Origin of the sequence: Paenibacillus sp. Y5S-9 (assembly GCF_036894235.1) — a bacterium.
GTDB lineage: Bacteria > Bacillota > Bacilli > Paenibacillales > Paenibacillaceae > Paenibacillus.
This window is the reverse complement of the sequence record NZ_CP145887.1, coordinates 4,710,784-4,730,116: the sequence shown is the minus strand read 5'-3', so window position 1 is coordinate 4,730,116 and position 19,333 is coordinate 4,710,784. Positions and strand designations below refer to the sequence as shown.

Genomic DNA, 19,333 nt, shown 5'->3' with positions numbered 1-19,333 from the left:
ATAGACAGATGGAGGTGAGAACATTGCGACATTGGATAGGACGAAAAGTAGCGGTATATCGTGCAACAGGCATACGGGAGCCATTAAAGGGAACGCTGGTCGAGTGGGATGAAGAAGCGGAATGTGTACGGATCGGACCAAAACGGATTAAGGTATCGTTTGACAATATCGCAATGATCAGACCTCTTCCCGAAGAGAGTCTTCCCTTAAAGAAAGCACGTTCTGAAGTGCACAAGGTTGGATATGTGATGAAAAAGGCGATTCAGTTCGAAAATGCGATCTATTTCAAGTCACAGGTGATGATCTGGCGCCGGGCCAAAATTGTAGCGTTATCCACGACGATTCTGCGTCATGACGAGGATCAGGTTGAACTTGCAGACGGTCGGGTTCTTCGTAAAGACAAGCATATGTTTGTCGTACGTTCACGCCGTGGCATACGTTAGATATACGAAGATTTAATATTCATTTCATGCAAAAATCATACGGATTTAATGTTTGGTCTGTATATTAGGTAGTAACAACCCCTTCTAAATTGATGTGTATTGCAATGGGAGCCCGGCCGGCTGCAAACGGTCGGGTATTTTTTTGTCCATTGGTTCTGTTAACCTGTTGTACATACCCATAACATTCATGTTGTATACTATTAAAATAGATCATGAGAAGGAGTGAGACCCAATGAAACGTATAGCTGTTTTTGCAGGCTCCAATCCGGGAAATCACCCCGATTATACAGAGAAGGCTGTTCAACTGGGCAAACAGATTGCTGATAGTGGTTATGCACTGGTCTATGGTGGTTCTTGCATGGGCTTAATGGGTGCAGTAGCCGATGCTGCTCTTGAGCAAGGGGGAGAGGTAATCGGGGTTATGCCTACCGGATTGTTCCGGGGCGAGGTTGTTCATGGAGGGCTCACACAACTGATTGAAGTGGGAACCATGCATGAACGGAAGGCTACGATGGCTGAATTATCCGATGGATTCATTGCACTTCCCGGCGGCATGGGTACATTTGAAGAACTATTCGAGGTACTGTGCTGGGCACAGATCGGTATTCATCGTAAGCCTGTTGGCTTATTAAATGTCAACGGATATTATGGACCGCTGATGAAGATGGTAGAACACAGCGTACAGGAAGGATTCTCCAACACCTCCCATCTCAGCCTGTGGAGTCTGGAAGCTGATCCGGCTGAACTGATCAAACAAATGTCATCCTATATTCCTGCAGAGCTGACTCAGAAGTGGTCACAACTCAACGGGAAATGAGTGCATAAGAATATGGGCCTGAACCTACTCGTTCCTCAGGAGAATTTTCGATCTGCCCAAGCAAGTTGCGCTATCGGACATAGTCTATAGTGTACTTCGATGAAGAGGGGAGTGTCACTGATGAGCGAACTCAAAGGTACAGGTTACGGATATTGCGGAGGCTTCGGTGGTGGAGCATGGACATCAACAGGTGCAATTCTGGTATTGTTCATTCTGTTGGTTATTATCTCTCGCACATTCATTCTGTAATTCGGTCAGTATCCCGGGACGGGGATCACGCTGCAGAGGCAGCGCCCGAATAAAAAATGACCTTTCCAAAGAGACGTCGGTATATGCCGGCGTTTCAGGGGAACGGTTTTTTGACGTTTCCAGCATACGTAAATAATTGAAAAAGCAAAAACCTGCCCCTGAATAAGGTCAGAAGCAGGAGAGAGCCTCCTGAGCCATTAGCTGCGTAACAAGCAGCTTACACCACAACAGCAGTTTGATCCGGATTACTTAACGATTTCCAGGCGATATATAGCCCGATGGCGGCTGCAATTAAGGAGAGTATTGCTGCAACAATAGCCAGCTGATCCAGTGTGTTGGGTGAACTGGAGTTAAGAGAACGCTGATTAGCCGTCTTGCCGGATTTGTTTTTGATATGGACAGATGATCTGGAAAGCCTGGAAGCCGACTGTAACTGGGATGTGTGAGGACGCGTAGGTATCGATTTTTTCTTTGAGGGATTCAATAGTCAACCTCCTTATAACGGAGTTCAGTGCTTCCATCGTTCATACTATGTTATGTCGATTTTCAGATTGAGTTCGCAAAAATGAGTGAATCCCCAGCCCGTTAGATGTTGGGCCCGGTCGCTAGTATCAGCGAAGCAGGTAACCCATTATACGCTCTGTTAATACAGGTCTAACAAACGGTGTTTATAGTAAGGATTATAGAGTGAAGCTTGAACACAGGAGGCGCTGGAATGAGGAACATGGAGATTATTGCCCACCGTGGTGCATCTGCCGTATGCCCGGAGAATACGATGAGCGCTTTTGAACGGAGTCTGGAGCTTGGAGCGACAGGCATTGAAACCGATGTGCAGATGACGAGTGATGGCAGACTGGTACTGATTCATGATGAGACGTTAAGCCGAACTGGCGGCACAGAAGGCTGGGTTAAAGATACGACTTACGATGAATTGCGCACAAGGGATGCAGGGGGCTGGTTCCATGCTGATTTTGCCGAGGAACGTATTCCTTCTCTGGAGGAGTTATTTAAGCTGGTACAGGGGAAAGGAACCCTGCTTAATCTGGAATTGAAAAATGGTATTGTGAGTTATAAAGGGATGGAAGAGATGGTTATACAGGCGATCCGGGACTGGAATCTGGAGCAACAGGTCGTGCTGTCCAGCTTCAATCATGCTTCGCTTGTGAGATGTAAACGTCTTGCCCCGGAGATTCGTACAGCACTTCTATATATGGAAAAGTTGTATCGTCCCTATGATTATGCCGCCAAACTCGAGGCTACCGGCCTTCATCCCTACAAGCTGGCGGTGACACAAGAAGATGTTGCTGCTGCACTGGCACATGGCGTTGTTACCTATCCATTTACGGTGAATAATCCTGCTGAGATGCAGGCCATGATTGACATGGGTGTGCAAGGGATCATTACTGATGTTCCGGATGTCCTGGCATCCTTACTTACGGTACATGCTCGTTAAACGAGTCTGTATTTTACATGTTCTACATATGCAATGATAAGGCTGTGTTCGAGCTTTTTGGCTCCTGCGCAGCCTTTTTACGTGTGAAATTGTGTGCAAATCTTCATATATGCAATAAACATGTCCTATTTGTCCATTGCCAGAGCCCGTGGATTCACTTACAATGGTCTATGGGAATGAGAATCAATATCATTAAAGTTCGGTATTTATAGAGAGGTGATTGTTATGTACATAGGTTTGAGCAGCTCCACTCATAACGAGGGTGGGCGCGTATGAGTTCACAAGCTTCACCAGAAAAACATAATCCGGATTCACCCACAGCGAAGATACACACTCGTCCGTGGGCAGCCACACTTATTCTTACAGGGGGAATCTTGTTACTCGCTCTGGGTATGGCGTTGTCCATTTCATTTGGTGCTGCTGATATTAAGCTTAGTGTAGTCTGGAAAGCTATCTTTGATTTCAATCCTGAGCTGACTCCACATCAGATCATATGGGAGATTCGGTTACCACGTATTCTTGGAGGAGCAATGGTAGGTGCATGTTTCGCTGTAGCTGGGGCGATCATGCAGGGCATGACTCGTAACCCGCTGGCCGATTCAGGTCTGCTTGGGTTGAATGCGGGAGCTGGATTTGCGCTTGCAGTTTGTTTTGCCTTCTTCCCTGGATTGCCATTTATGTATATCATCATGTATTCCTTCCTTGGGGCAGGGCTTGGTGTCCTGTTGGTGTATGGTTTTGGTGCAGCTTCCAAATCAGGCCTTACACCTCTACGCCTTGTGCTTGCAGGTGCGGCTGTATCTGCGATGTTGTCGGCACTCAGTGAAGGGATTGCATTGTATTTCAGAATTGGACAAGATCTGGCTTTCTGGACGGCCGGTGGTGTAGCCGGAACGAAGTGGTCTCAACTTGAGGTCATGTTCCCCTGGGTACTCGCTGCACTGATCGCAGGTCTTCTCATCTCCCGTTCCATTACTTTACTTAGTCTCGGAGAAGATATTGCGGTAGGCTTGGGGCAACGGACTGGGCTGATCAAGCTCATAGGCCTGATTGTTGTACTGATTCTCGCGGGTACCGCTGTGTCCGTGGTGGGTGCGGTCGGTTTTGTCGGACTCATCATTCCCCATCTTACGCGGAAGCTGGTTGGGGTCGATTATCGCTGGATTATTCCATGTTCCGCTGTGATGGGCAGTTTGCTGCTCGTATTTGCGGATCTGGCTGCACGTATGATTAACCCGCCGTACGAGACGCCAATTGGCGCATTGGTTGCCCTCATCGGGGTACCATTCTTCCTATATCTGGCGCGTAAAGAAAGGAGGACTCTGTAACGATGGAATCCTCAACAATAGTTGGAGCAGAGCGCAAGAAGAGAACCAAGAGTACGATTGTCCTCATTGTGCTTGCCCTATTAATTATTACGGCTTTTGTGGTGAGCATGAACACAGGTTTTACCAAGCTTTCGCCGCTTGAGGTGATGCGAACCCTGTTTGGTGGAGGCACGGCGAAACAGGAATTGATCCTGTTTGAATTCCGTCTGCCACGTATTGTGATTTCGGTGCTGGTCGGAGCAGGACTAGCGTTATCTGGTTGTATTTTGCAGGGGGTATCTCGAAATGCGCTGGCAGATCCAGGGATCCTCGGGATTAATGCAGGTGCTGGTCTGGTCGTCATGTTATTTGTTTCCTTTTTCCCAACAACGACAGCAGCGCCGGTATTTCTTTTGCCAATTTTGGCCCTGATCGGTTCCGGTTTTGCTGCATTTCTAATCTACGTTCTTTCTTACAAAAAAGGAGAGGGCATCCTGCCTACGCGTATGTTGCTTACGGGGATCGGGGTAGCGGCGGGAATCAGTTCTGCCATGATCGTGCTTACATTACGGCTTAGTCCGGAAAAGTATCAATTTGTGGCTACCTGGATGGCAGGTAGCATCTGGGGTTCGAACTGGAAATTTGTAACGGCATTGCTTCCGTTTCTAATCATTCTTGTACCGCTTGTTCTGTACAAGGCGCGTGTACTAAACGTACTGAATCTGGGTGACCAGACTGCGAGCGGACTCGGGACTCCGGTTGAGCGTGAGCGACTGATTTTGCTTGCTGCTGCGGTAGGGCTTGCCGGTTCATGTGTATCTGTGAGTGGGGGGATCGGTTTTGTTGGTCTGATCGGACCGCATTTGGCGCGTCGTCTGGTGGGTCCAAAACATCAATTCCTGTTACCTGCATCCGCCTTGATCGGTTCATTGCTCGTACTGGTTGCAGATACGCTGGGTCGTGTCATCCTGCAGCCTTCGGAGATTCCTGCGGGGATCCTGGTTGCCATTATTGGTGCGCCATACTTCCTGTATCTTTTAAGCAAGACGAAATAGAACGTAATCATTATTGTGTGATTGCATAAGGAGGACTTCAGTCCATGCTTCGCCGTTTCTTTGCCTACTACAGGCCTTACAAAAAACTCTTTATTCTTGACTTCAGCTGTGCGATTCTGGTCGCGCTGCTTGAACTGGCTTTTCCACTGGCGGTTAACCGGGTAGTCGATGATCTGCTGCCAGGCGGCCGCTGGGACTGGATTCTATGGGCGTGTCTGGCATTGCTTGGCATCTACTTATTGAATTCATTCCTGAACTTCGTGGTTACCTATTGGGGACACAAGCTCGGTATTAACATCGAGACGGATATGCGTAAAAGTCTATTTAATCATGTGCAGAAGTTATCGTTCCGTTTCTTCGATAATACAAAAACAGGACATCTTGTGTCCCGCATGACTAACGATCTGATGGATATCGGTGAGATTGCCCATCATGGTCCAGAGGATGTATTTATTGCGGTCATGACACTGATTGGTGCATTCAGCATCATGATGAGCATTAACGGAAATCTGGCGGTGTTAACCTTTATCATCGTGCCGCTGATTATCTATCTGTCGCTCTACTTTGGTAGCAAAATGTCCAAGGCATTCAGTCGAATGTTCGGAGATATTGCGGACTTCAACGCTCGTGTAGAGAACAATATTACAGGTATCCGTGTTGTTCAGGCTTTTGCTAATGAAGAGCATGAAAAAGCACAATTTGCTGTGAACAACGGTCGTTTCCGTCAAACGAAGCTGATCGCATACAAAATCATGGCCTGGAATTCCTCTGTCAGTTATATGCTGATGAAGCTGGTATCCCTCTTTGTCCTGGTATGCGGAACATGGTTTGTCATTAACGGCAGTATGACTTACGGTCAGTTCATTGCATTTATTATGTTGTCCAATGTGTTCTTGACACCGATCCAGAAGATCAACTCGGTTATTGAGACGTATCCCAAAGGGATTGCAGGCTTCAAACGTTATACGGAGCTGCTCGATATGGAACCGGATGTGGAAGATCGTCCAGGTGCCGTTGCGGTATCCCATTTGCGTGGAGATATTCGTTATGAGCAAGTGACCTTTGGTTATTCGGATCAGGAGCCTGTGCTCAAAGGTATTGATCTAAATGTACATGCAGGTGAAACGGTAGCCCTTGTCGGTCCATCGGGGGCAGGTAAAACAACGCTATGCAGTCTGCTGCCACGGTTCTATGATGTGCTGGAAGGTCGCATCACGATTGATGGGCAGGAGATACAGGATATGACACTGGACTCCTTGCGTAGTCAGATCGGTATTGTACAACAGGATGTATTCCTCTTCGATGGAACCATTCGCGAGAATATTGCCTACGGCAAGCTGGATGCATCTGAAGAAGAAATCTGGATGGCTGCCAGACGTGCACAGATGGAACCTTTGATTCAGTCCATGCCGGAAGGGCTGGATACGTTAATTGGTGAACGCGGTGTGAAGCTGTCAGGTGGACAGAAACAACGCTTGTCCATAGCCCGTATGTTCCTGAAAAACCCGCCAATTCTGATCCTGGACGAAGCTACATCCGCTCTGGATACAGAAACGGAAGCAGCAATTCAGCAATCCCTTGCGGAATTGTCCGAGGGCCGGACCACACTGGTTATTGCCCACCGATTGGCTACGATCAAAAATGCAGACCGCATTATTGTTGTTGCTGAACAAGGCATTACGGAGCAGGGACGTCATGAAGAATTACTTGCAGCAGGTGGGGTGTACAGCCGCCTTCACTATGCGCAGTTTGGCGCGTAATCTATCCGATGTGGATGTAACGATGTAAATACGAGAAGTAACGCCATCTTTCTTGACTTGGAAGGAGTCAGGACGGTGGCGTTATTTTCTTTTTTATGATTAGGTGTGGGTCAGGGGTACTGTGCTCTTATCTGCCTGTGATCATGTTCATGGATATGGATACGGGTAATATAGTAAAGAGAAAGCTTAACGTGTAAGATATGTTCATCATCTTGCAAGATATAGGAGGTGCACGATATGCAATTGAACGATATGCTGAAAATTCTTATAACCTGTCTTTTATTTATTCTGATTTGGTGGCTTCTGATTCAAGGGATTCGCAAACTTTCCAGTACTCATGCGGGGTCTGGTTTCCAACGCTGGGGTGGATGGTCCATTGGACTTTTCATTGTTGGCGCCGTGCCACTCGGTTTTTCGCTATACACAGAGATCTTTGATAAGCGCCTGGATGCTAACATCGGGTTGGGGCTTGCCATGTTTTTTGTATGGGCTTATTGTGTGATCTTGTTGTGTGCGGCGTTGGTGGTATGGGGAAGGTACGTGTACAAAAGGGATTTAAAGAAGTGATTATTTGGGTTGATCGGTGCTGGGTCCGTCAGGAAGTTAAGGGTGAGCTAACAGCTGTATTTGTAACAATAACCTGATATGAAACGTTAAGCTTAGAAAGAGGTGTTAGTAAAGAGGGATTTACATATGTCCTATCTTCGTCAAGTCTTTATGTTGCTCTCAACCCTAATCGTATGCCTTACGGGATGTTCAGGATCAAACGAATGCAACTCTGTGCAGACTCAAGCGAATGCACCAAGTGAAGATGGATTCACTGGTTATGTGGTTGAACGCAAAGACAATTCCATTCTTGTGGTTGATCCTGCATATGAGGATTTCAGTGAGAACGGAGGAGTAAATCGGTATTATCCCGCAAAATGGTTCTCCAATGCACCTGATCCGCAGATCGGCTCCTATGTTGAAGTCTGGACGGATGGAGGCCCGGAAAATCAACCCTATCCTGGGCAGGCCAGAGCAGAAAAGATAGCGGTATCTTGTCCAAATACTCCAGACGGTGCGCACATGACGGATGCGGATGCGATTCGTAGCGGACTGCATTCACTTGATACAGAGAACATGCATATTCCCGTCATAGAGGACACACGGTTTGATGCAGATTCAGGGACATGGACCATTCAGATGCGAGATGCGAATACAGCGAATGAAGAGCAAGTAGTTCATGTGACCGTGAAGGATGAGGAGAAAGTTAAGACACAAGGCGGAGAATAAGGGGTTCATAGCTTTATGATGGTGGAGGAACACGCGTTGCACATGAATATGATTCAAATTGAAAGAAATGATGGGGATTAGATTAATTGCAAGCTATCATGATTTTTGAACCGCCTGTAAGTTCCCTTACTGTCCATCATGTATTATGATTTTATAAAAAGGGAAAGGACTCTTACGCGCATGGAATTATCAAGGTCTCAGCAATTAGCTCAAGAGCATGTAACCAATTATGCAAAAAGCCGCAAAAATGAGGCGGAGCAAACCATTAGGGAAATCCTTCGTGTGTCCAACATCGAGCTGAAGACATTTGAAGATGCTATCAATAAACTAAAATCTCATGCAAGTATCGCGTTACACTTTCACCCAGATCGATTAGATCCGAATATGAAAAGCGTGGCTGAGGCACTACTTGAGCAGGGGGTTTATAAAAGTCAGTTTGAAACTTTCTTATCGAATGGAAGTGTATCCGCATTTTCAGGCGGTGAACGTGACGTTTGGGAGAATAAAATGTTTGGCGGAGCGTACCAAATAAATGGTTCAACCAATAGCGAACGTCCCAAGTATGGGGCACTCAATGTCATGTTACATCCGGATGGACCTGCTCCGCGTTTTGGATCATGTTACTTCCTTTTATCCACTGAGGTCTCTCAACGTTGCACGTATACATATTTGGATTCTCACCAAGACCCCGAGGAAAAGGGAACGTATGAGGAATTTGACCTCATTTTGGCTGCTCTTATGAGGGATGTATTCTATAGTGATTTTGCCATTGGTGAAAGAAATCTAACGGTTCAAAAGTTGATCAACCATATGCTCTTCAATCTTGAGAAACCATTCCAAGATCCATCAAACCAAGAGCCAAACCGAAATCTGGACCATTATATCGAAGCTCAGGTTCATGGTGATATTTCCCTTGAAAAAGATGTCAAGATGCTAGTTGCCGACCCATCATTTAAAGGCACACCTACAGGACAAATCTTAGAGCAGATATGTTTAAAGTATTCCATTGATCTCCACTGGCACATGGGCTTTACACTATTAGTTGATGACGTTCCAATGGATTTTCGAGGTCCTTCGATGCCTTCACTGGCCAAAAGAATTGCAAAAAGTGATTTGATTGATGCAAATATCATTGGTTCTGCAGCTATGGATTTGAAACGAAACTCAAGCCATTGGAGCGATAGAGGAACCTACAAAGAAGTTCTACAAGAATTAAAACTACTTTGGCATGTCTTAGTGAGATATGGAAAACCAATGGACAAGTAAAACGGTTTTCGAGATAAAAATATTGAATATGTAGTGATAAAAATGCTAAAACACCAAATTCTTCTTCGTAATTGTTTGCGTGTCTCTTGAATCTTAAATTGTTACTCAATAATAGTACTCTAACAACCTTGAGCGCCTAACCGTTCAAGGTTGTTTTTTTATCATTCAAACGGATTACTGACCATACATTTATCTATGAATCTGTTGTGACAAAAACGAACGTATGTTTTACAAGTGAATTGACTTTTTGTGCCAACAACAACTATACTATTATTGTTGGCACAAAAAGTGAGGTGAAGCAATGTCCGCCAAGAAGATGGGACGTCCGCTGTCTGACAATCCCAAAAGCGAAACGATCAAAATCCGTGTTGATCAGGAAATTATGAACAAGCTCGATGTTTCGGCTGAAAAGCTGAATACGAATCGATCAGACATCGTTCGCAAAGGGATTGAGAAGATTTACGACGAGCTCCAAAAATAAAAAAGGAAGCAGCGTAAGTCCGACGAAGAACACCGCTGCTTCCTATCCCGCAATCACTTGTTGAATGAGCGACTGCATAAATATCCTACCATGTGCAGAACGTTCATTCAAGTGAGCTGCGAATTGATATACAGGAGGATGCACATGAATTCGATAGTAGAAGCATTATATAATGGACGACTTCGACCGGATGAGATGATGATGCCGACACACCCTGAATACCAAGCGTTAGGGCGGCAGATTGCAGCTCTGACAGAGCAATGGAAGAATCGATTGAGCGATGAAGAATTCCGTGAGCTTGAACAGTTATTTGACTTGTGTGGCAGATGTGAGGGGATGCATACGGAAGCAGCGTTTGCACAAGGTTTTCGTCTGGGTGCCAACATGTTAATTGAAGTCATGAGTCAGCGGGAGGAATCGGTGATGGAGTTTAACTAAGTTTAACGATGCGAACAGAGATCAGGTTTACTTTTACAGCTAAATTCTCAGGAAATGACGTGCATACAACATACTTATTTTGCATCATAAAATTTTATCAAAAATTTATTATAACAAAGCCCTCAAATCCTCTCTGCATTCAGCAGTAGGGTTCGAGGGCTTCACTTAAACATAGAGTTAACAATAATATAGGGAAAGAACCTGTTAAACAGATGGTTCCTTAATCCGCAATATTCCCCGCCATTTTTAGGCGACGCGCAATTTCCTTAAAGTCTTCTTGCGAGATGCCTGGTGCGAACTCCTCCTCGACCGCAGGAGCTTCTGGAATCGGGAATCCTTCAGGTATCCCTTGAATGACTTCCAGAGGTTGTCCATCTTCGGGGTGAGTTCCTTTCCAGATCTGGCCGATCGTATTGAAATCTTTATCACTATAGGTATACAGCTTGGTGTGTACGCCTTTTTCTTCATATTTACGAGCCTCGTTGAAGGCTTTGTTGTTCAGTGAAGGAATAGGAACCAGCTTGGTCACATTTACGCCAGTTGCAATCTCAAGCGCCTTTGCATAAGCAACCACATGCACACCACCGCGGACAAGCAGGTAACCAACCACTTCCCGGGCGGCCGGATGATCCGTCATTTCATACACTTTCATTTTATGGGTACGGGCGCCACATTCAAGGAAGAAGTTATGCAGCAGATCCTCGACCAGGTTGCCACTGTTGAAGACGTTTGCTCCCGTCCATGGATTACCCATAGAGTCAAAAGGCATTGCGCCTTGTGCACCTGCCAGGTAGTGATACGACAGACGAGCATCTTTCACGGAACCTAGCGGTGTATCGTCGGGTTCTTTGTACTCGGTTGAACCTCTGAGGCATTTGTTAATGCCATGAGACACGAGTTCAACATGACCCAATTCTTCGGCCGTAATACTCATGACGAGGTCATAGAAGGGCTTCAGCTTTTCTTTGGATCGAAAATTAAACGATTGATAGAGGTAGTTGTTCAACGTTGACATTTCTCCGAATTTGCCGCCGAGTAATTCTTGTATGGCTGCCGCAGCATTCGGATCTGGCTTCTCGACATTGGGAATCTCAATCAGGATTTCATCCAAGCGTTTGAACATTCGGGTGTAACCTCCTCAAATTGGTATTGCAGATCGTGTAGAGTTTCAGATCGTGGAGTCACTCTGTCATGGCCTATTACACGTCTATTGGGTTTTTTAAACAAAAAATCAACCAAATGGGACTTAAGCATCGCATAACGCATGCCCCAACTCTTCTCCCATTTGTTATTTCCAATACGGTCAAATTTATGTATAATCAAACATTCAAACGAGTCTTCACGTACAAGAGAAGAGAGTCATGATCCATAAAGGAGTAAGAGATGAACAAGCGTTGGATACAAATAGTTGGGATTGTGATGTTTCTAATGATTCAGATGTACATAAGCAGCGAGCCTGCCACAGCATATGACGTTACGAACGAGGTTCAGGTGGATGAACAAACGAGGCAAAGGCTTGAAAAGAAATACGGGTTGGAACGTCCTGAGGAGCCGAAGACACAACAACACTTTTTCTCGGGTGACTGGGGAATGAGTTTCCGGACGGAGCCTCCTGATTCATTTGACCGGCTTGTTCATGTGGTTCCTTTTTCCCTACGGCCACTGGCCTGGATCTTTCGTTTATTCGTGTAAAATGAAACCCGGACGGGCAATATAACAGAAACATATTGTCCCAAGGAGTGAGTGAAATGAGAATGCTCATCGTTACCGTCATGTCGGTAGTTCTGAGTTTAGCCGGAATTACATCAGGCACAGGCGCCGCCATCCCTGATTATGCGAAGTGGGGAATTATTGCGGTCAAAGAAACACAGACCAAGTATAATGTGGATATTTTGGACTATAAGCATATCGGTCGCACCTCTCTAACAGCGGATCAATCACGGGAACAGTTCAAGCTATGGGTTCGTGCGAAAGACGGCAAACAATTTGCAGTCTATGTGAATGTTGATTTTAATCCATCTACACAGCAGTTAAAGAAAGTACAATTTTCGGAATCGGATCGACACTGATCCGCTGAACTTGGTCATTACAAGCCATGTTTTATATTGTCTATACTATGGGTTGAACCAGACTGCCTTAATCATTAAGGTGAAAGTCTGGTTTTTTATTTTACAAAATCCTTTTTTTACTATTGAATAAAGAACTTATGTTCGCATATAATATGAAATACAAACAAACGTTCTTATCGGAGGGATGATTATGCTAGGGAAATATATTGGCCAGATGGTGGAGCTTGTCTACATGGATCGTGCAGGGCAGATTACGCAGCGACAGATTCGAATTAACAGTGTACGTGGCGGGATGATTAGAGCATCAGCGGGAAAAGAAGGCTCACCCCGAACCTTTCTGGAGCAAGGTATTCTGGCATGGCGTCCTGTTAAGGACCTTAATGGGGAGGTAAAGTATGCTGAACGACTTTGAACGCAAGATTTTACGTATTATGGTGAACTATGCAGGACAACGGCGCAGGCTGCCGCGTATGGATGAACTGGAGACCAAGACGGGACGAAGCAGAGCTTACATTCATGAGTCATTGCTGGAGCTTGAACGCACCGGGCACATCGCGTGGGAGAACCGATCTACTCTGGAAGGGATACAGATTTTGCAGGCATGGGAACAGGCACAACAGCCGATTCGCAAAAGCCAACCTTCCGGTGATTCCGTAAAATATTTTACGGACTATTAATTCTAATAAGAAAACGCCAACCCGGATATCCGGATCGGCGCTTACTGTGTCACACATACGACATGTGCATCTATTTAGAAATGGGGAAGTTGGTCCAAGTTGTTGGTTGGGTCACCGTCGGCATCGCCGCGAATGTACATTTCGCCATCCTTGCCTTTAAATACATTCACACCGGCAATAGCGCCAGCCTTTACTTCTGCAAGTGCCTGCTGATAATCCAGTACACGTCCTGCTGAAGTCTGAAAAGCTGTCAGGTCACCGTCACCATTTTTCTGTACGGCTGTGAAACTCTCGCGTGTTGTTTGATCCATGATGTCACACTCTCCTTATATGACGAGATAGGAATCTGCTTACCTGATTAGCCTATCCGATTTCTTCGGAAGTATGCATCATATGTTGATAAAAACCTGCCGACGCCGAGGGTTTACAAGCTCTTTCTCATACGAACATGCAGAATATCTGCATCATAAAAAGGTTCTTCCGAAATCACTTCATAACCCAGTTTTTCATAGAATTTCTGTGCCTGACACTGCGCATCCAGTACAGAATAGGTTAAGCCGAGTTCACGTGCCAGCTCCTCCATCGCGAGCAGAAGCACACGTCCATAACCAAATGAACGATGAGATTCAAGCACCGCTATCCGCTGCATTTTGGCCGTATCCTTGCTGTAATAGATCAGACGTCCTGTGGCTACAGCTTGGCCATCTGTACTTAACAATACATGATGCACATCCGGACTAATGACATCATATTGATCAATCTCAATCTCGGCAGGCACTTGTTGCTCGATCACAAAAACGTGATGGCGAATTTCCAGGGCTTGCTTCAGTTGCTCTTCTGTCGATACATAACTAATCTCCGCTGCCAATTCCATTCCTTCTTTCTGCTCTTGCGCGACATATCAGACTGAATTATACAAAAAAAAGTTTTTCCTGTATAGTGAAGTCTGGAACATATTGGGAGAGGAGGGGGGAGTGATGGGCATGACAGGCATGACAGGCATCCTGGTAATTACATTGTTAATGTCGGCGGGAATGATTGCTCTGTTGTATTACGTGACCAAGAAAGCATACTCACGCAAGTGGGATGAAGAGGAGTAATTCACCTGTTAATCTTCACGGTAATACTTCACTGCTTCCTCGTGGAGAATATACATCTTGGATTACAGATTTGGAGTATACGTCCAGCCAGACGGGCAGAGATTCAATATTCTCATTGGGCTGTTTTAATTGTTGGAATTGAACCGTATGTTCATCCCGTTCCAAGCCGCAACCAGTAACGGTTGTAGTGAGAATCACAAGCCCAGCGTAGAGGAATAAGCATTTGGTAAATGTATGTTTATTGGATTTTGACCGTTTTGTTAAGTTTCTCATAGGGAATTCACCTCGTTGTGTAAATGGTAATCTTTCCTTTATTGTGCACCATTTCGGATGAATTATAACCAAATAAATCATTGACAATGAACACGGTTACTTGATATGATACTGTTACTTGATTGGGAAACAATTATATATCATGATCTGTTAGCTCAGTTAAATTTAGTAGTACGACCGCGATTGATACATCTTAATTATTACAGGGCGATAGCTCAGCGGGAGAGCATTATCTTGACAGGGTAAGGGTCGTGGGTTCGATCCCCACTCGTCCTATATGTAAAATTAAAGGCAACTTCTTTTGAGAATTATATCTCAAGAGGAGTTGTTTTTTTTATATAATAATATGCCTACCTCCAATAATATGTGTAGGTGGTTTTTGTTGATAATAAATATACTTAATGGTACAATTTGGATAAAATTAAGCAGTGAAAGTAGTTACGACTATCGATAAAAATAATACAGAAAAAAGATATGGTGGTTGATGGAATGGGACAAATAAAGCGTGTTGCGGCACTATATCGAGTGTCCACAAAAGGTCAGATGGACGGGAACGATATTCCAATGCAACAACGAGCATGCAGGAAGATGGTAGAGAAACAAGAGGGATGGAAGCTAGTTAAGGAATATATCGAAAAAGGGGTATCAGGTTTTAAAGTACCTGCCTCGAAGCGTGATGTTATACAAAAGGCTAAAGAGGATGCAGAGAATGGTTTATTCGATGTCTTGTTGGTATTTATGTTTGATAGGCTTGGAAGAAAAGATGATGAGACTCCCTTTGTACTTGAGTGGTTTGTAAACAAAGGGGTAGAAATGTGGTCTGTAATAGAAGGTCAGCAAAAAATTGAAGCATACACCGATCGGATGGTCAACTACTTAAGATTCTGGCAGTCAAGCGATGAAAGTAGGAAGACCTCTGAACGAGTCAACGAAAAACATATACAGATGGTCGAAGATGGTATTTTTAGGGGAGGAGGTATTCCCTACGGGTATAAAAGTGTTGATTCCGGTAATGTAAATAAAAAAGGAAAAGCACTGCAAAAACTGTGCAAGCACGAAGAAGAGTCAAAGATCGTACAAGAAATATTCCGACTAGTGCTTGAAGAAGGTTACGGACAATTAAGAATAGCTAAACTTCTAAACGAAAAAAATGTTCCGACAAGAAAAGCAAAACAATGGGGTGCTCCTACTGTAAACGTTATACTTAAGAATCCAATTTACAAAGGAGTAATGAGATACAGAAAAGAAAAAGAAGACGATATATTTTCAAAACCAATCCCTGAATTAATGATAGTTTCAGAAGAGGATTGGAATAGTGTACAGGATATAAGGGATAAAAAGAACCCTAAGAATCCAAAAAGAAATGAAAATTCCATTCCCATAAGCACTAAAGGAAGTTTACTTTTAACTGGAATAGCCAGATGCGGTTGTTGTAATTCTAGATTGACCACGACTACATTTGTAAATAAATACAAAGCAGCTAATGGAGAAATAGTCAGATACAATCAGAATAAAAGTTACCGTTGTAGTGGAAAATTGCAAGGAAAGACGGATTGTAACGGACAGGCAACATTTTCTTCAAAGAAGGTAGAGAGACAAGTCTTAGAAAGAGTGGATGTATACTTAAGTCAACTCAGAACAATAGATTTCCAATCAGAAATTGAATCATTAAAAAAGAAGGTTTCTAGTGAAGAAGAGGAAAAAATAAAAACAATGCAAAATTTACTGGAAGAGAACTACGAGGAGCTTGTGACATTAAACGCTGAGGTTCCAAAATCTATAATGGGTAAGAGCGCATTCAAACCAGAAATGCTCAATGGTCTTATCGAGAAAAAAGAAAACGAAATTCAGAAAACTACTGAAGACATTAAGGGAATAGAGCAATTGTTATCCTCCAAAAAAATGGAGATATCAGAGATGGAGGCTCTAAAAGATGATCTCCCAGTTTGGGGGGAGATATTTACAAATGCATCTACAGAAAAGAAGAAAATGATGTTAAGCACATTGCTAGAGGTGGTCTACATTAGCAAAGATAAAATATTGGTTGAAATCAAGGGTGGAATAAAAGAATTACTCGGTCATCTATACAGAGAGAGTAAGGATATCAAGAGCTCACTTATTTGACAGGGTAGGGGTCAGTGGTTCGAGCCCACTACAGATCATACATGAGAAGCCTTACATTGTAAGGCTTCTTCTCTTTTTTTACATACAAACATGAATGCGATTTGCGATAGTTTCAGTTTCTCTTCCTTTTTTAAACAAAACTTAAATAAAACATAAATTCAGCGTAAGGTTCGTCTTCTATACTTGGTTCTGAGTTTGATATAGAACATGAGAAGGAGAGAACTTATGAATTATTCAAGTCCATTTACATCAAAGTTAGCCAAAGTAGGAATCGCGGGTACACTGGCCTTCATACTGGCAACAAGTCCACTTGCCAACATTGGGGTTGTTGCTGCGGAAGCTGTCCCACTACCTGTATCTACGAAGATACATAACACACAGAAAGACTCTCTAGAGCAGACGCCGATTCAATACCAGATCCAGGCTCGATTAAATGAGAAGGACATGACGATCCAGGGGAACCAGAAGGTAACGTATCGCAACACAAGCAAGGATACTCTCCAGCAGCTGGTCCTGCATACATATGCTGATGCAAACCTCTCCAAGTCTACACAGGCGAGTATGTACCAACAGCATAATGAGAAGATTAGTGCAGATCATCCGGAGAAGAAAGCAGACGACTTTCTGGGTGGCATCGATATTCAGGCTGTAACCGCAGATAGCCAATCGCTGGATTTCCATAAGGAAAACCAGGCGTTGATCGTGCAGTTGAAAGAGCCCGTTCAACCAGGCGAATCGGTATCATTCCAACTGGAGTTTCAGTTGAATATACCCTATGGCTCACAGCGAGTTTCCTACTACAAGGACATGATCAATGGTGCGCACTGGTTCCCGGTGATGTCTGTATACGACGAGGTTAAGCATCAATGGAACAAGGCACCGTATAGTCGAACATTTGAGAGCGATTATTACACCTCATCGGACTTTGAAGTTCAATTCAATGTTCCTGATGAGTATCAGGTTGCCATGCCGGGCACGATCACCACTCAAGACAGTACAGGACATGGTCGTAAGAATGTGTCTGCTGAAGCCGAGAATACGAGGGAGTTTGTTTTCTTTGCAAGTCCTAATCTTCAAGTGGAACGCGTTACCCGTAACGGTCTGACGGTGGAGTATTATTATTTCAACGATGACCCATCCAAGAAAAAGATAGTTGACCGGTACATTAATCAGGCATTCAAGGTCATCGATTTCTATAGTGAGAAATATGGCAAGTATCCCTATCCAGAGTTCCGAATTGTCGAGACGTATGTACAAGGCGTTGCCGTGGAGTATGCGAGGCTCATTCAGATGGGACAGATTCAAAATGGTGCTGTTCCAGAAGAAGACACAACATTTGTTCATGAAATAGCGCATCAGTGGTTCCATGCATTGATCGGTAATAACTCGGAGACTGAATCCTTCCTGGATGAAGGCTTTGCCGATTTCTCTATGGTCTATTTTGCCGAGAAACAGGGAGACAAGCTAAATGGGTTCAGATCCATACAGTTTGATACTGCGCCCGTAGATATGGCGATTGCGTCAACAAACGATGAAGCTGGGGATTTGGCAGGTTTGGTGTATTATCAGAAGGGGAGACAAGCGATCTATCAGCTTTACCGTTCCGTAGGTGAAGAGAAATTTGACGAGTTGATGAGAACATATTTCAAACGCTACGTGCATCAAAATGCAACAATAGAGGGGCTGCTTCAAACCATTGAAGATGTGCTTGGTAAGGAAGTACGTTCAGAAATGCAGATGGCTCTATATCAGCCTAACTTTGTCTTAAAGCCGGAATACCAATTATCACAGGAAGAGACCGCCGCCTATGTACATGACATGTTACAACTGCAATATCAGGCTGTCATGGGTATGATCCCCAATCTGCCTTATGAAGTGATGAATCGATTGATGGACAAAGCCCTTCAAGGCGAGGAATTAACCATTGTGCTCAGCGATCAGGTGAGTAAGCTTGCAACTAAACAGCAGGAAGATATGGTTAATCAGTTGACCGGATTCCTTGATATGACCGGTATGAGATACGACATTATAAGGGATCGCAAGGAACTGAAGCAAAAGATGAAAAAAGAGATCGGCAACAGCAACCTTATTGTCATTGGTAATGCCAAATCAAACGGATTGGTGCAGGCTTTAAAATTCAACATTATCGATCGGACGAAACAGACGGGTTTCGCTTGGAAGAATACCATGAATCAACCTCTCGCCGCGGGTGCATATGTTATCCAACATCCATATAACCAGAATCGATTGCTGCTTCATTATTTCTGGAATGAGGATCATCTGAGTGATGCGGCATTTGAAGCTTTTAAGCTGAAAATACAGGAGTCTATCGGATTCACTAACGACTTTTATCAGTACTATGTATTGGATAACCAAGGCAAGGAGAAATCCAATAAAAAAGTTGCGAATCCCATATCTTCACTTTTTGCGGACTAATAAGTAATTGGTTTTGCAGTTTCTTTGTTCAAACAGGTTAGCCAATTCGTATTGGTTAGCCTGTTTATGTTTTATATGAAAACCAGACTTAGAATAATAGGCTGCAAGAT

The 19,333-nt window shown here is 44.2% G+C and carries 24 protein-coding genes and 1 tRNA gene; 20 read left to right on the top strand and 5 right to left on the bottom strand.

Features of this window, described 5'->3' with window-relative positions; genetic code table 11:
- Window positions 1-23: 23 nt before the first annotated feature.
- The 3 genes from V6669_RS20895 to V6669_RS20885 all read left to right on the top strand — a co-directional run bounded on the left by V6669_RS20895 (window position 24) and on the right by V6669_RS20885 (window position 1,509).
- Window positions 24-443 (top strand): hypothetical protein, encoded by a 420-nt coding sequence (locus V6669_RS20895; RefSeq protein ID WP_017687369.1) that lies wholly within the window; start codon window positions 24-26, stop codon window positions 441-443.
- 232 nt (window positions 444-675) lie between these two features.
- Window positions 676-1,260 (top strand): TIGR00730 family Rossman fold protein, encoded by a 585-nt coding sequence (locus tag V6669_RS20890; RefSeq protein ID WP_017687370.1) that lies wholly within the window; start codon window positions 676-678, stop codon window positions 1,258-1,260.
- Between the two features lie 120 nt (window positions 1,261-1,380).
- Window positions 1,381-1,509, top strand: a complete 129-nt coding sequence (locus tag V6669_RS20885; RefSeq protein ID WP_255319930.1) for a hypothetical protein — start codon at window positions 1,381-1,383, stop codon at window positions 1,507-1,509.
- Between the two features lie 217 nt (window positions 1,510-1,726).
- On the opposite strand, the gene V6669_RS20880 is transcribed toward V6669_RS20885, so the two are convergent.
- On the bottom strand, window positions 1,727-1,993 hold the full coding sequence (locus tag V6669_RS20880; RefSeq protein WP_036614763.1) for a hypothetical protein: 267 nt from the start codon (window positions 1,991-1,993) through the stop codon (window positions 1,727-1,729).
- A 231-nt stretch (window positions 1,994-2,224) separates the two neighbouring features.
- Between V6669_RS20880 and V6669_RS20875 the strand changes: the two genes are divergently transcribed.
- From V6669_RS20875 to V6669_RS20835, 9 genes are all read left to right on the top strand, one after another.
- Window positions 2,225-2,962: a glycerophosphodiester phosphodiesterase gene (locus V6669_RS20875; protein ID WP_338587919.1), complete on the top strand. Its 738-nt coding sequence runs from the start codon at window positions 2,225-2,227 to the stop codon at window positions 2,960-2,962.
- Between the two features lie 272 nt (window positions 2,963-3,234).
- Entirely contained in the window at window positions 3,235-4,290 is a 1,056-nt protein-coding gene (locus V6669_RS20870; RefSeq protein WP_338587918.1) for an iron ABC transporter permease, read from the top strand.
- Window positions 4,291-4,292: 2 nt separating this feature from the next.
- On the top strand, window positions 4,293-5,324 hold the full coding sequence (locus V6669_RS20865; RefSeq protein WP_091028555.1) for an iron ABC transporter permease: 1,032 nt from the start codon (window positions 4,293-4,295) through the stop codon (window positions 5,322-5,324).
- A 44-nt stretch (window positions 5,325-5,368) separates the two neighbouring features.
- On the top strand, window positions 5,369-7,084 hold the full coding sequence (locus V6669_RS20860) for an ABC transporter ATP-binding protein (protein WP_338587917.1): 1,716 nt from the start codon (window positions 5,369-5,371) through the stop codon (window positions 7,082-7,084).
- 237 nt (window positions 7,085-7,321) lie between these two features.
- On the top strand, window positions 7,322-7,651 hold the full coding sequence (locus tag V6669_RS20855) for a hypothetical protein (RefSeq protein ID WP_338587916.1): 330 nt from the start codon (window positions 7,322-7,324) through the stop codon (window positions 7,649-7,651).
- Window positions 7,652-7,777: 126 nt separating this feature from the next.
- Complete coding sequence (locus V6669_RS20850; RefSeq protein ID WP_338587915.1) at window positions 7,778-8,359, top strand: DUF3221 domain-containing protein; 582 nt, start codon at window positions 7,778-7,780, stop codon at window positions 8,357-8,359.
- Window positions 8,360-8,539: 180 nt separating this feature from the next.
- Window positions 8,540-9,625 (top strand): DUF3626 domain-containing protein, encoded by a 1,086-nt coding sequence (locus V6669_RS20845; RefSeq protein WP_338587914.1) that lies wholly within the window; start codon window positions 8,540-8,542, stop codon window positions 9,623-9,625.
- Window positions 9,626-9,926: 301 nt separating this feature from the next.
- Window positions 9,927-10,106: a ribbon-helix-helix protein, CopG family gene (locus V6669_RS20840; RefSeq protein ID WP_338587913.1), complete on the top strand. Its 180-nt coding sequence runs from the start codon at window positions 9,927-9,929 to the stop codon at window positions 10,104-10,106.
- Window positions 10,107-10,250: 144 nt separating this feature from the next.
- Window positions 10,251-10,544 carry a DUF6809 family protein gene (locus tag V6669_RS20835; RefSeq protein ID WP_338587912.1) on the top strand — a complete coding sequence of 98 codons (294 nt, stop codon included), beginning with the start codon at window positions 10,251-10,253 and terminating at the stop codon, window positions 10,542-10,544.
- 220 nt (window positions 10,545-10,764) lie between these two features.
- Here the strand turns inward: V6669_RS20835 and V6669_RS20830 are convergent, their stop codons facing one another.
- Window positions 10,765-11,667, bottom strand: coding sequence for a manganese catalase family protein (locus tag V6669_RS20830; RefSeq protein ID WP_338587911.1), 903 nt, complete (start codon window positions 11,665-11,667; stop codon window positions 10,765-10,767).
- A gap of 260 nt (window positions 11,668-11,927) precedes the next feature.
- Here V6669_RS20830 and V6669_RS20825 point away from each other — a divergent pair, with 260 nt between their 5' ends.
- The 4 genes from V6669_RS20825 to V6669_RS20810 all read left to right on the top strand — a co-directional run bounded on the left by V6669_RS20825 (window position 11,928) and on the right by V6669_RS20810 (window position 13,290).
- Complete coding sequence (locus V6669_RS20825; RefSeq protein ID WP_338587910.1) at window positions 11,928-12,236, top strand: hypothetical protein; 309 nt, start codon at window positions 11,928-11,930, stop codon at window positions 12,234-12,236.
- 56 nt (window positions 12,237-12,292) lie between these two features.
- Entirely contained in the window at window positions 12,293-12,613 is a 321-nt protein-coding gene (locus V6669_RS20820) for a DUF3889 domain-containing protein (protein WP_036614744.1), read from the top strand.
- Between the two features lie 190 nt (window positions 12,614-12,803).
- Window positions 12,804-13,025, top strand: coding sequence for a hypothetical protein (locus tag V6669_RS20815; protein WP_076328059.1), 222 nt, complete (start codon window positions 12,804-12,806; stop codon window positions 13,023-13,025).
- On the top strand, window positions 13,009-13,290 hold the full coding sequence (locus V6669_RS20810) for a hypothetical protein (protein WP_338587908.1): 282 nt from the start codon (window positions 13,009-13,011) through the stop codon (window positions 13,288-13,290). Before V6669_RS20815 ends, V6669_RS20810 begins: the two co-directional genes overlap by 17 nt.
- A gap of 74 nt (window positions 13,291-13,364) precedes the next feature.
- Here V6669_RS20810 and V6669_RS20805 read toward each other — a convergent pair whose 3' ends face one another.
- Complete coding sequence (locus tag V6669_RS20805; RefSeq protein WP_017687389.1) at window positions 13,365-13,601, bottom strand: DUF3892 domain-containing protein; 237 nt, start codon at window positions 13,599-13,601, stop codon at window positions 13,365-13,367.
- A 113-nt stretch (window positions 13,602-13,714) separates the two neighbouring features.
- Window positions 13,715-14,158 carry a GNAT family N-acetyltransferase gene (locus V6669_RS20800; RefSeq protein WP_338595004.1) on the bottom strand — a complete coding sequence of 148 codons (444 nt, stop codon included), beginning with the start codon at window positions 14,156-14,158 and terminating at the stop codon, window positions 13,715-13,717.
- 109 nt (window positions 14,159-14,267) lie between these two features.
- Here V6669_RS20800 and V6669_RS20795 point away from each other — a divergent pair, with 109 nt between their 5' ends.
- Window positions 14,268-14,390 (top strand): hypothetical protein, encoded by a 123-nt coding sequence (locus V6669_RS20795; RefSeq protein ID WP_338587907.1) that lies wholly within the window; start codon window positions 14,268-14,270, stop codon window positions 14,388-14,390.
- Window positions 14,391-14,405: 15 nt separating this feature from the next.
- Here V6669_RS20795 and V6669_RS20790 read toward each other — a convergent pair whose 3' ends face one another.
- Window positions 14,406-14,663: a hypothetical protein gene (locus V6669_RS20790; protein WP_338587906.1), complete on the bottom strand. Its 258-nt coding sequence runs from the start codon at window positions 14,661-14,663 to the stop codon at window positions 14,406-14,408.
- Window positions 14,664-14,867: 204 nt separating this feature from the next.
- On the opposite strand from V6669_RS20790, the gene V6669_RS20785 reads away from it, so the two are divergent.
- The 3 genes from V6669_RS20785 to V6669_RS20775 all read left to right on the top strand — a co-directional run bounded on the left by V6669_RS20785 (window position 14,868) and on the right by V6669_RS20775 (window position 19,223).
- Window positions 14,868-14,939: transfer RNA gene (locus tag V6669_RS20785), tRNA-Val, on the top strand.
- A gap of 213 nt (window positions 14,940-15,152) precedes the next feature.
- Complete coding sequence (locus tag V6669_RS20780; protein ID WP_338587904.1) at window positions 15,153-16,787, top strand: recombinase family protein; 1,635 nt, start codon at window positions 15,153-15,155, stop codon at window positions 16,785-16,787.
- 225 nt (window positions 16,788-17,012) lie between these two features.
- Window positions 17,013-19,223, top strand: a complete 2,211-nt coding sequence (locus V6669_RS20775) for a M1 family metallopeptidase (RefSeq protein WP_338587902.1) — start codon at window positions 17,013-17,015, stop codon at window positions 19,221-19,223.
- Window positions 19,224-19,333 lie beyond the last annotated feature (110 nt).

Excerpts from the sequence above, each read along its gene's own strand:
- V6669_RS20890 (WP_017687370.1), top strand. The coding sequence starts at position 676 with ATGAAACGTATAGCTGTTTTTGCAGGCTCCAATCCGGGAAATCACCCC.
- V6669_RS20885 (WP_255319930.1), top strand. The coding sequence starts at position 1,381 with ATGAGCGAACTCAAAGGTACAGGTTACGGATATTGCGGAGGCTTCGGT.
- V6669_RS20875 (WP_338587919.1), top strand. The coding sequence starts at position 2,225 with ATGAGGAACATGGAGATTATTGCCCACCGTGGTGCATCTGCCGTATGC.
- V6669_RS20870 (WP_338587918.1), top strand. The coding sequence starts at position 3,235 with ATGAGTTCACAAGCTTCACCAGAAAAACATAATCCGGATTCACCCACA.
- V6669_RS20865 (WP_091028555.1), top strand. The coding sequence starts at position 4,293 with ATGGAATCCTCAACAATAGTTGGAGCAGAGCGCAAGAAGAGAACCAAG.
- V6669_RS20860 (WP_338587917.1), top strand. The coding sequence starts at position 5,369 with ATGCTTCGCCGTTTCTTTGCCTACTACAGGCCTTACAAAAAACTCTTT.
- V6669_RS20855 (WP_338587916.1), top strand. The coding sequence starts at position 7,322 with ATGCAATTGAACGATATGCTGAAAATTCTTATAACCTGTCTTTTATTT.
- V6669_RS20850 (WP_338587915.1), top strand. The coding sequence starts at position 7,778 with ATGTCCTATCTTCGTCAAGTCTTTATGTTGCTCTCAACCCTAATCGTA.
- V6669_RS20845 (WP_338587914.1), top strand. The coding sequence starts at position 8,540 with ATGGAATTATCAAGGTCTCAGCAATTAGCTCAAGAGCATGTAACCAAT.
- V6669_RS20840 (WP_338587913.1), top strand. The coding sequence starts at position 9,927 with ATGTCCGCCAAGAAGATGGGACGTCCGCTGTCTGACAATCCCAAAAGC.
- V6669_RS20835 (WP_338587912.1), top strand. The coding sequence starts at position 10,251 with ATGAATTCGATAGTAGAAGCATTATATAATGGACGACTTCGACCGGAT.
- V6669_RS20830 (WP_338587911.1), bottom strand. The coding sequence starts at position 11,667 with ATGTTCAAACGCTTGGATGAAATCCTGATTGAGATTCCCAATGTCGAG.
- V6669_RS20825 (WP_338587910.1), top strand. The coding sequence starts at position 11,928 with ATGAACAAGCGTTGGATACAAATAGTTGGGATTGTGATGTTTCTAATG.
- V6669_RS20820 (WP_036614744.1), top strand. The coding sequence starts at position 12,293 with ATGAGAATGCTCATCGTTACCGTCATGTCGGTAGTTCTGAGTTTAGCC.
- V6669_RS20815 (WP_076328059.1), top strand. The coding sequence starts at position 12,804 with ATGCTAGGGAAATATATTGGCCAGATGGTGGAGCTTGTCTACATGGAT.
- V6669_RS20810 (WP_338587908.1), top strand. The coding sequence starts at position 13,009 with ATGCTGAACGACTTTGAACGCAAGATTTTACGTATTATGGTGAACTAT.
- V6669_RS20805 (WP_017687389.1), bottom strand. The coding sequence starts at position 13,601 with ATGGATCAAACAACACGCGAGAGTTTCACAGCCGTACAGAAAAATGGT.
- V6669_RS20795 (WP_338587907.1), top strand. The coding sequence starts at position 14,268 with ATGGGCATGACAGGCATGACAGGCATCCTGGTAATTACATTGTTAATG.
- V6669_RS20790 (WP_338587906.1), bottom strand. The coding sequence starts at position 14,663 with ATGAGAAACTTAACAAAACGGTCAAAATCCAATAAACATACATTTACC.
- V6669_RS20780 (WP_338587904.1), top strand. The coding sequence starts at position 15,153 with ATGGGACAAATAAAGCGTGTTGCGGCACTATATCGAGTGTCCACAAAA.
- V6669_RS20775 (WP_338587902.1), top strand. The coding sequence starts at position 17,013 with ATGAATTATTCAAGTCCATTTACATCAAAGTTAGCCAAAGTAGGAATC.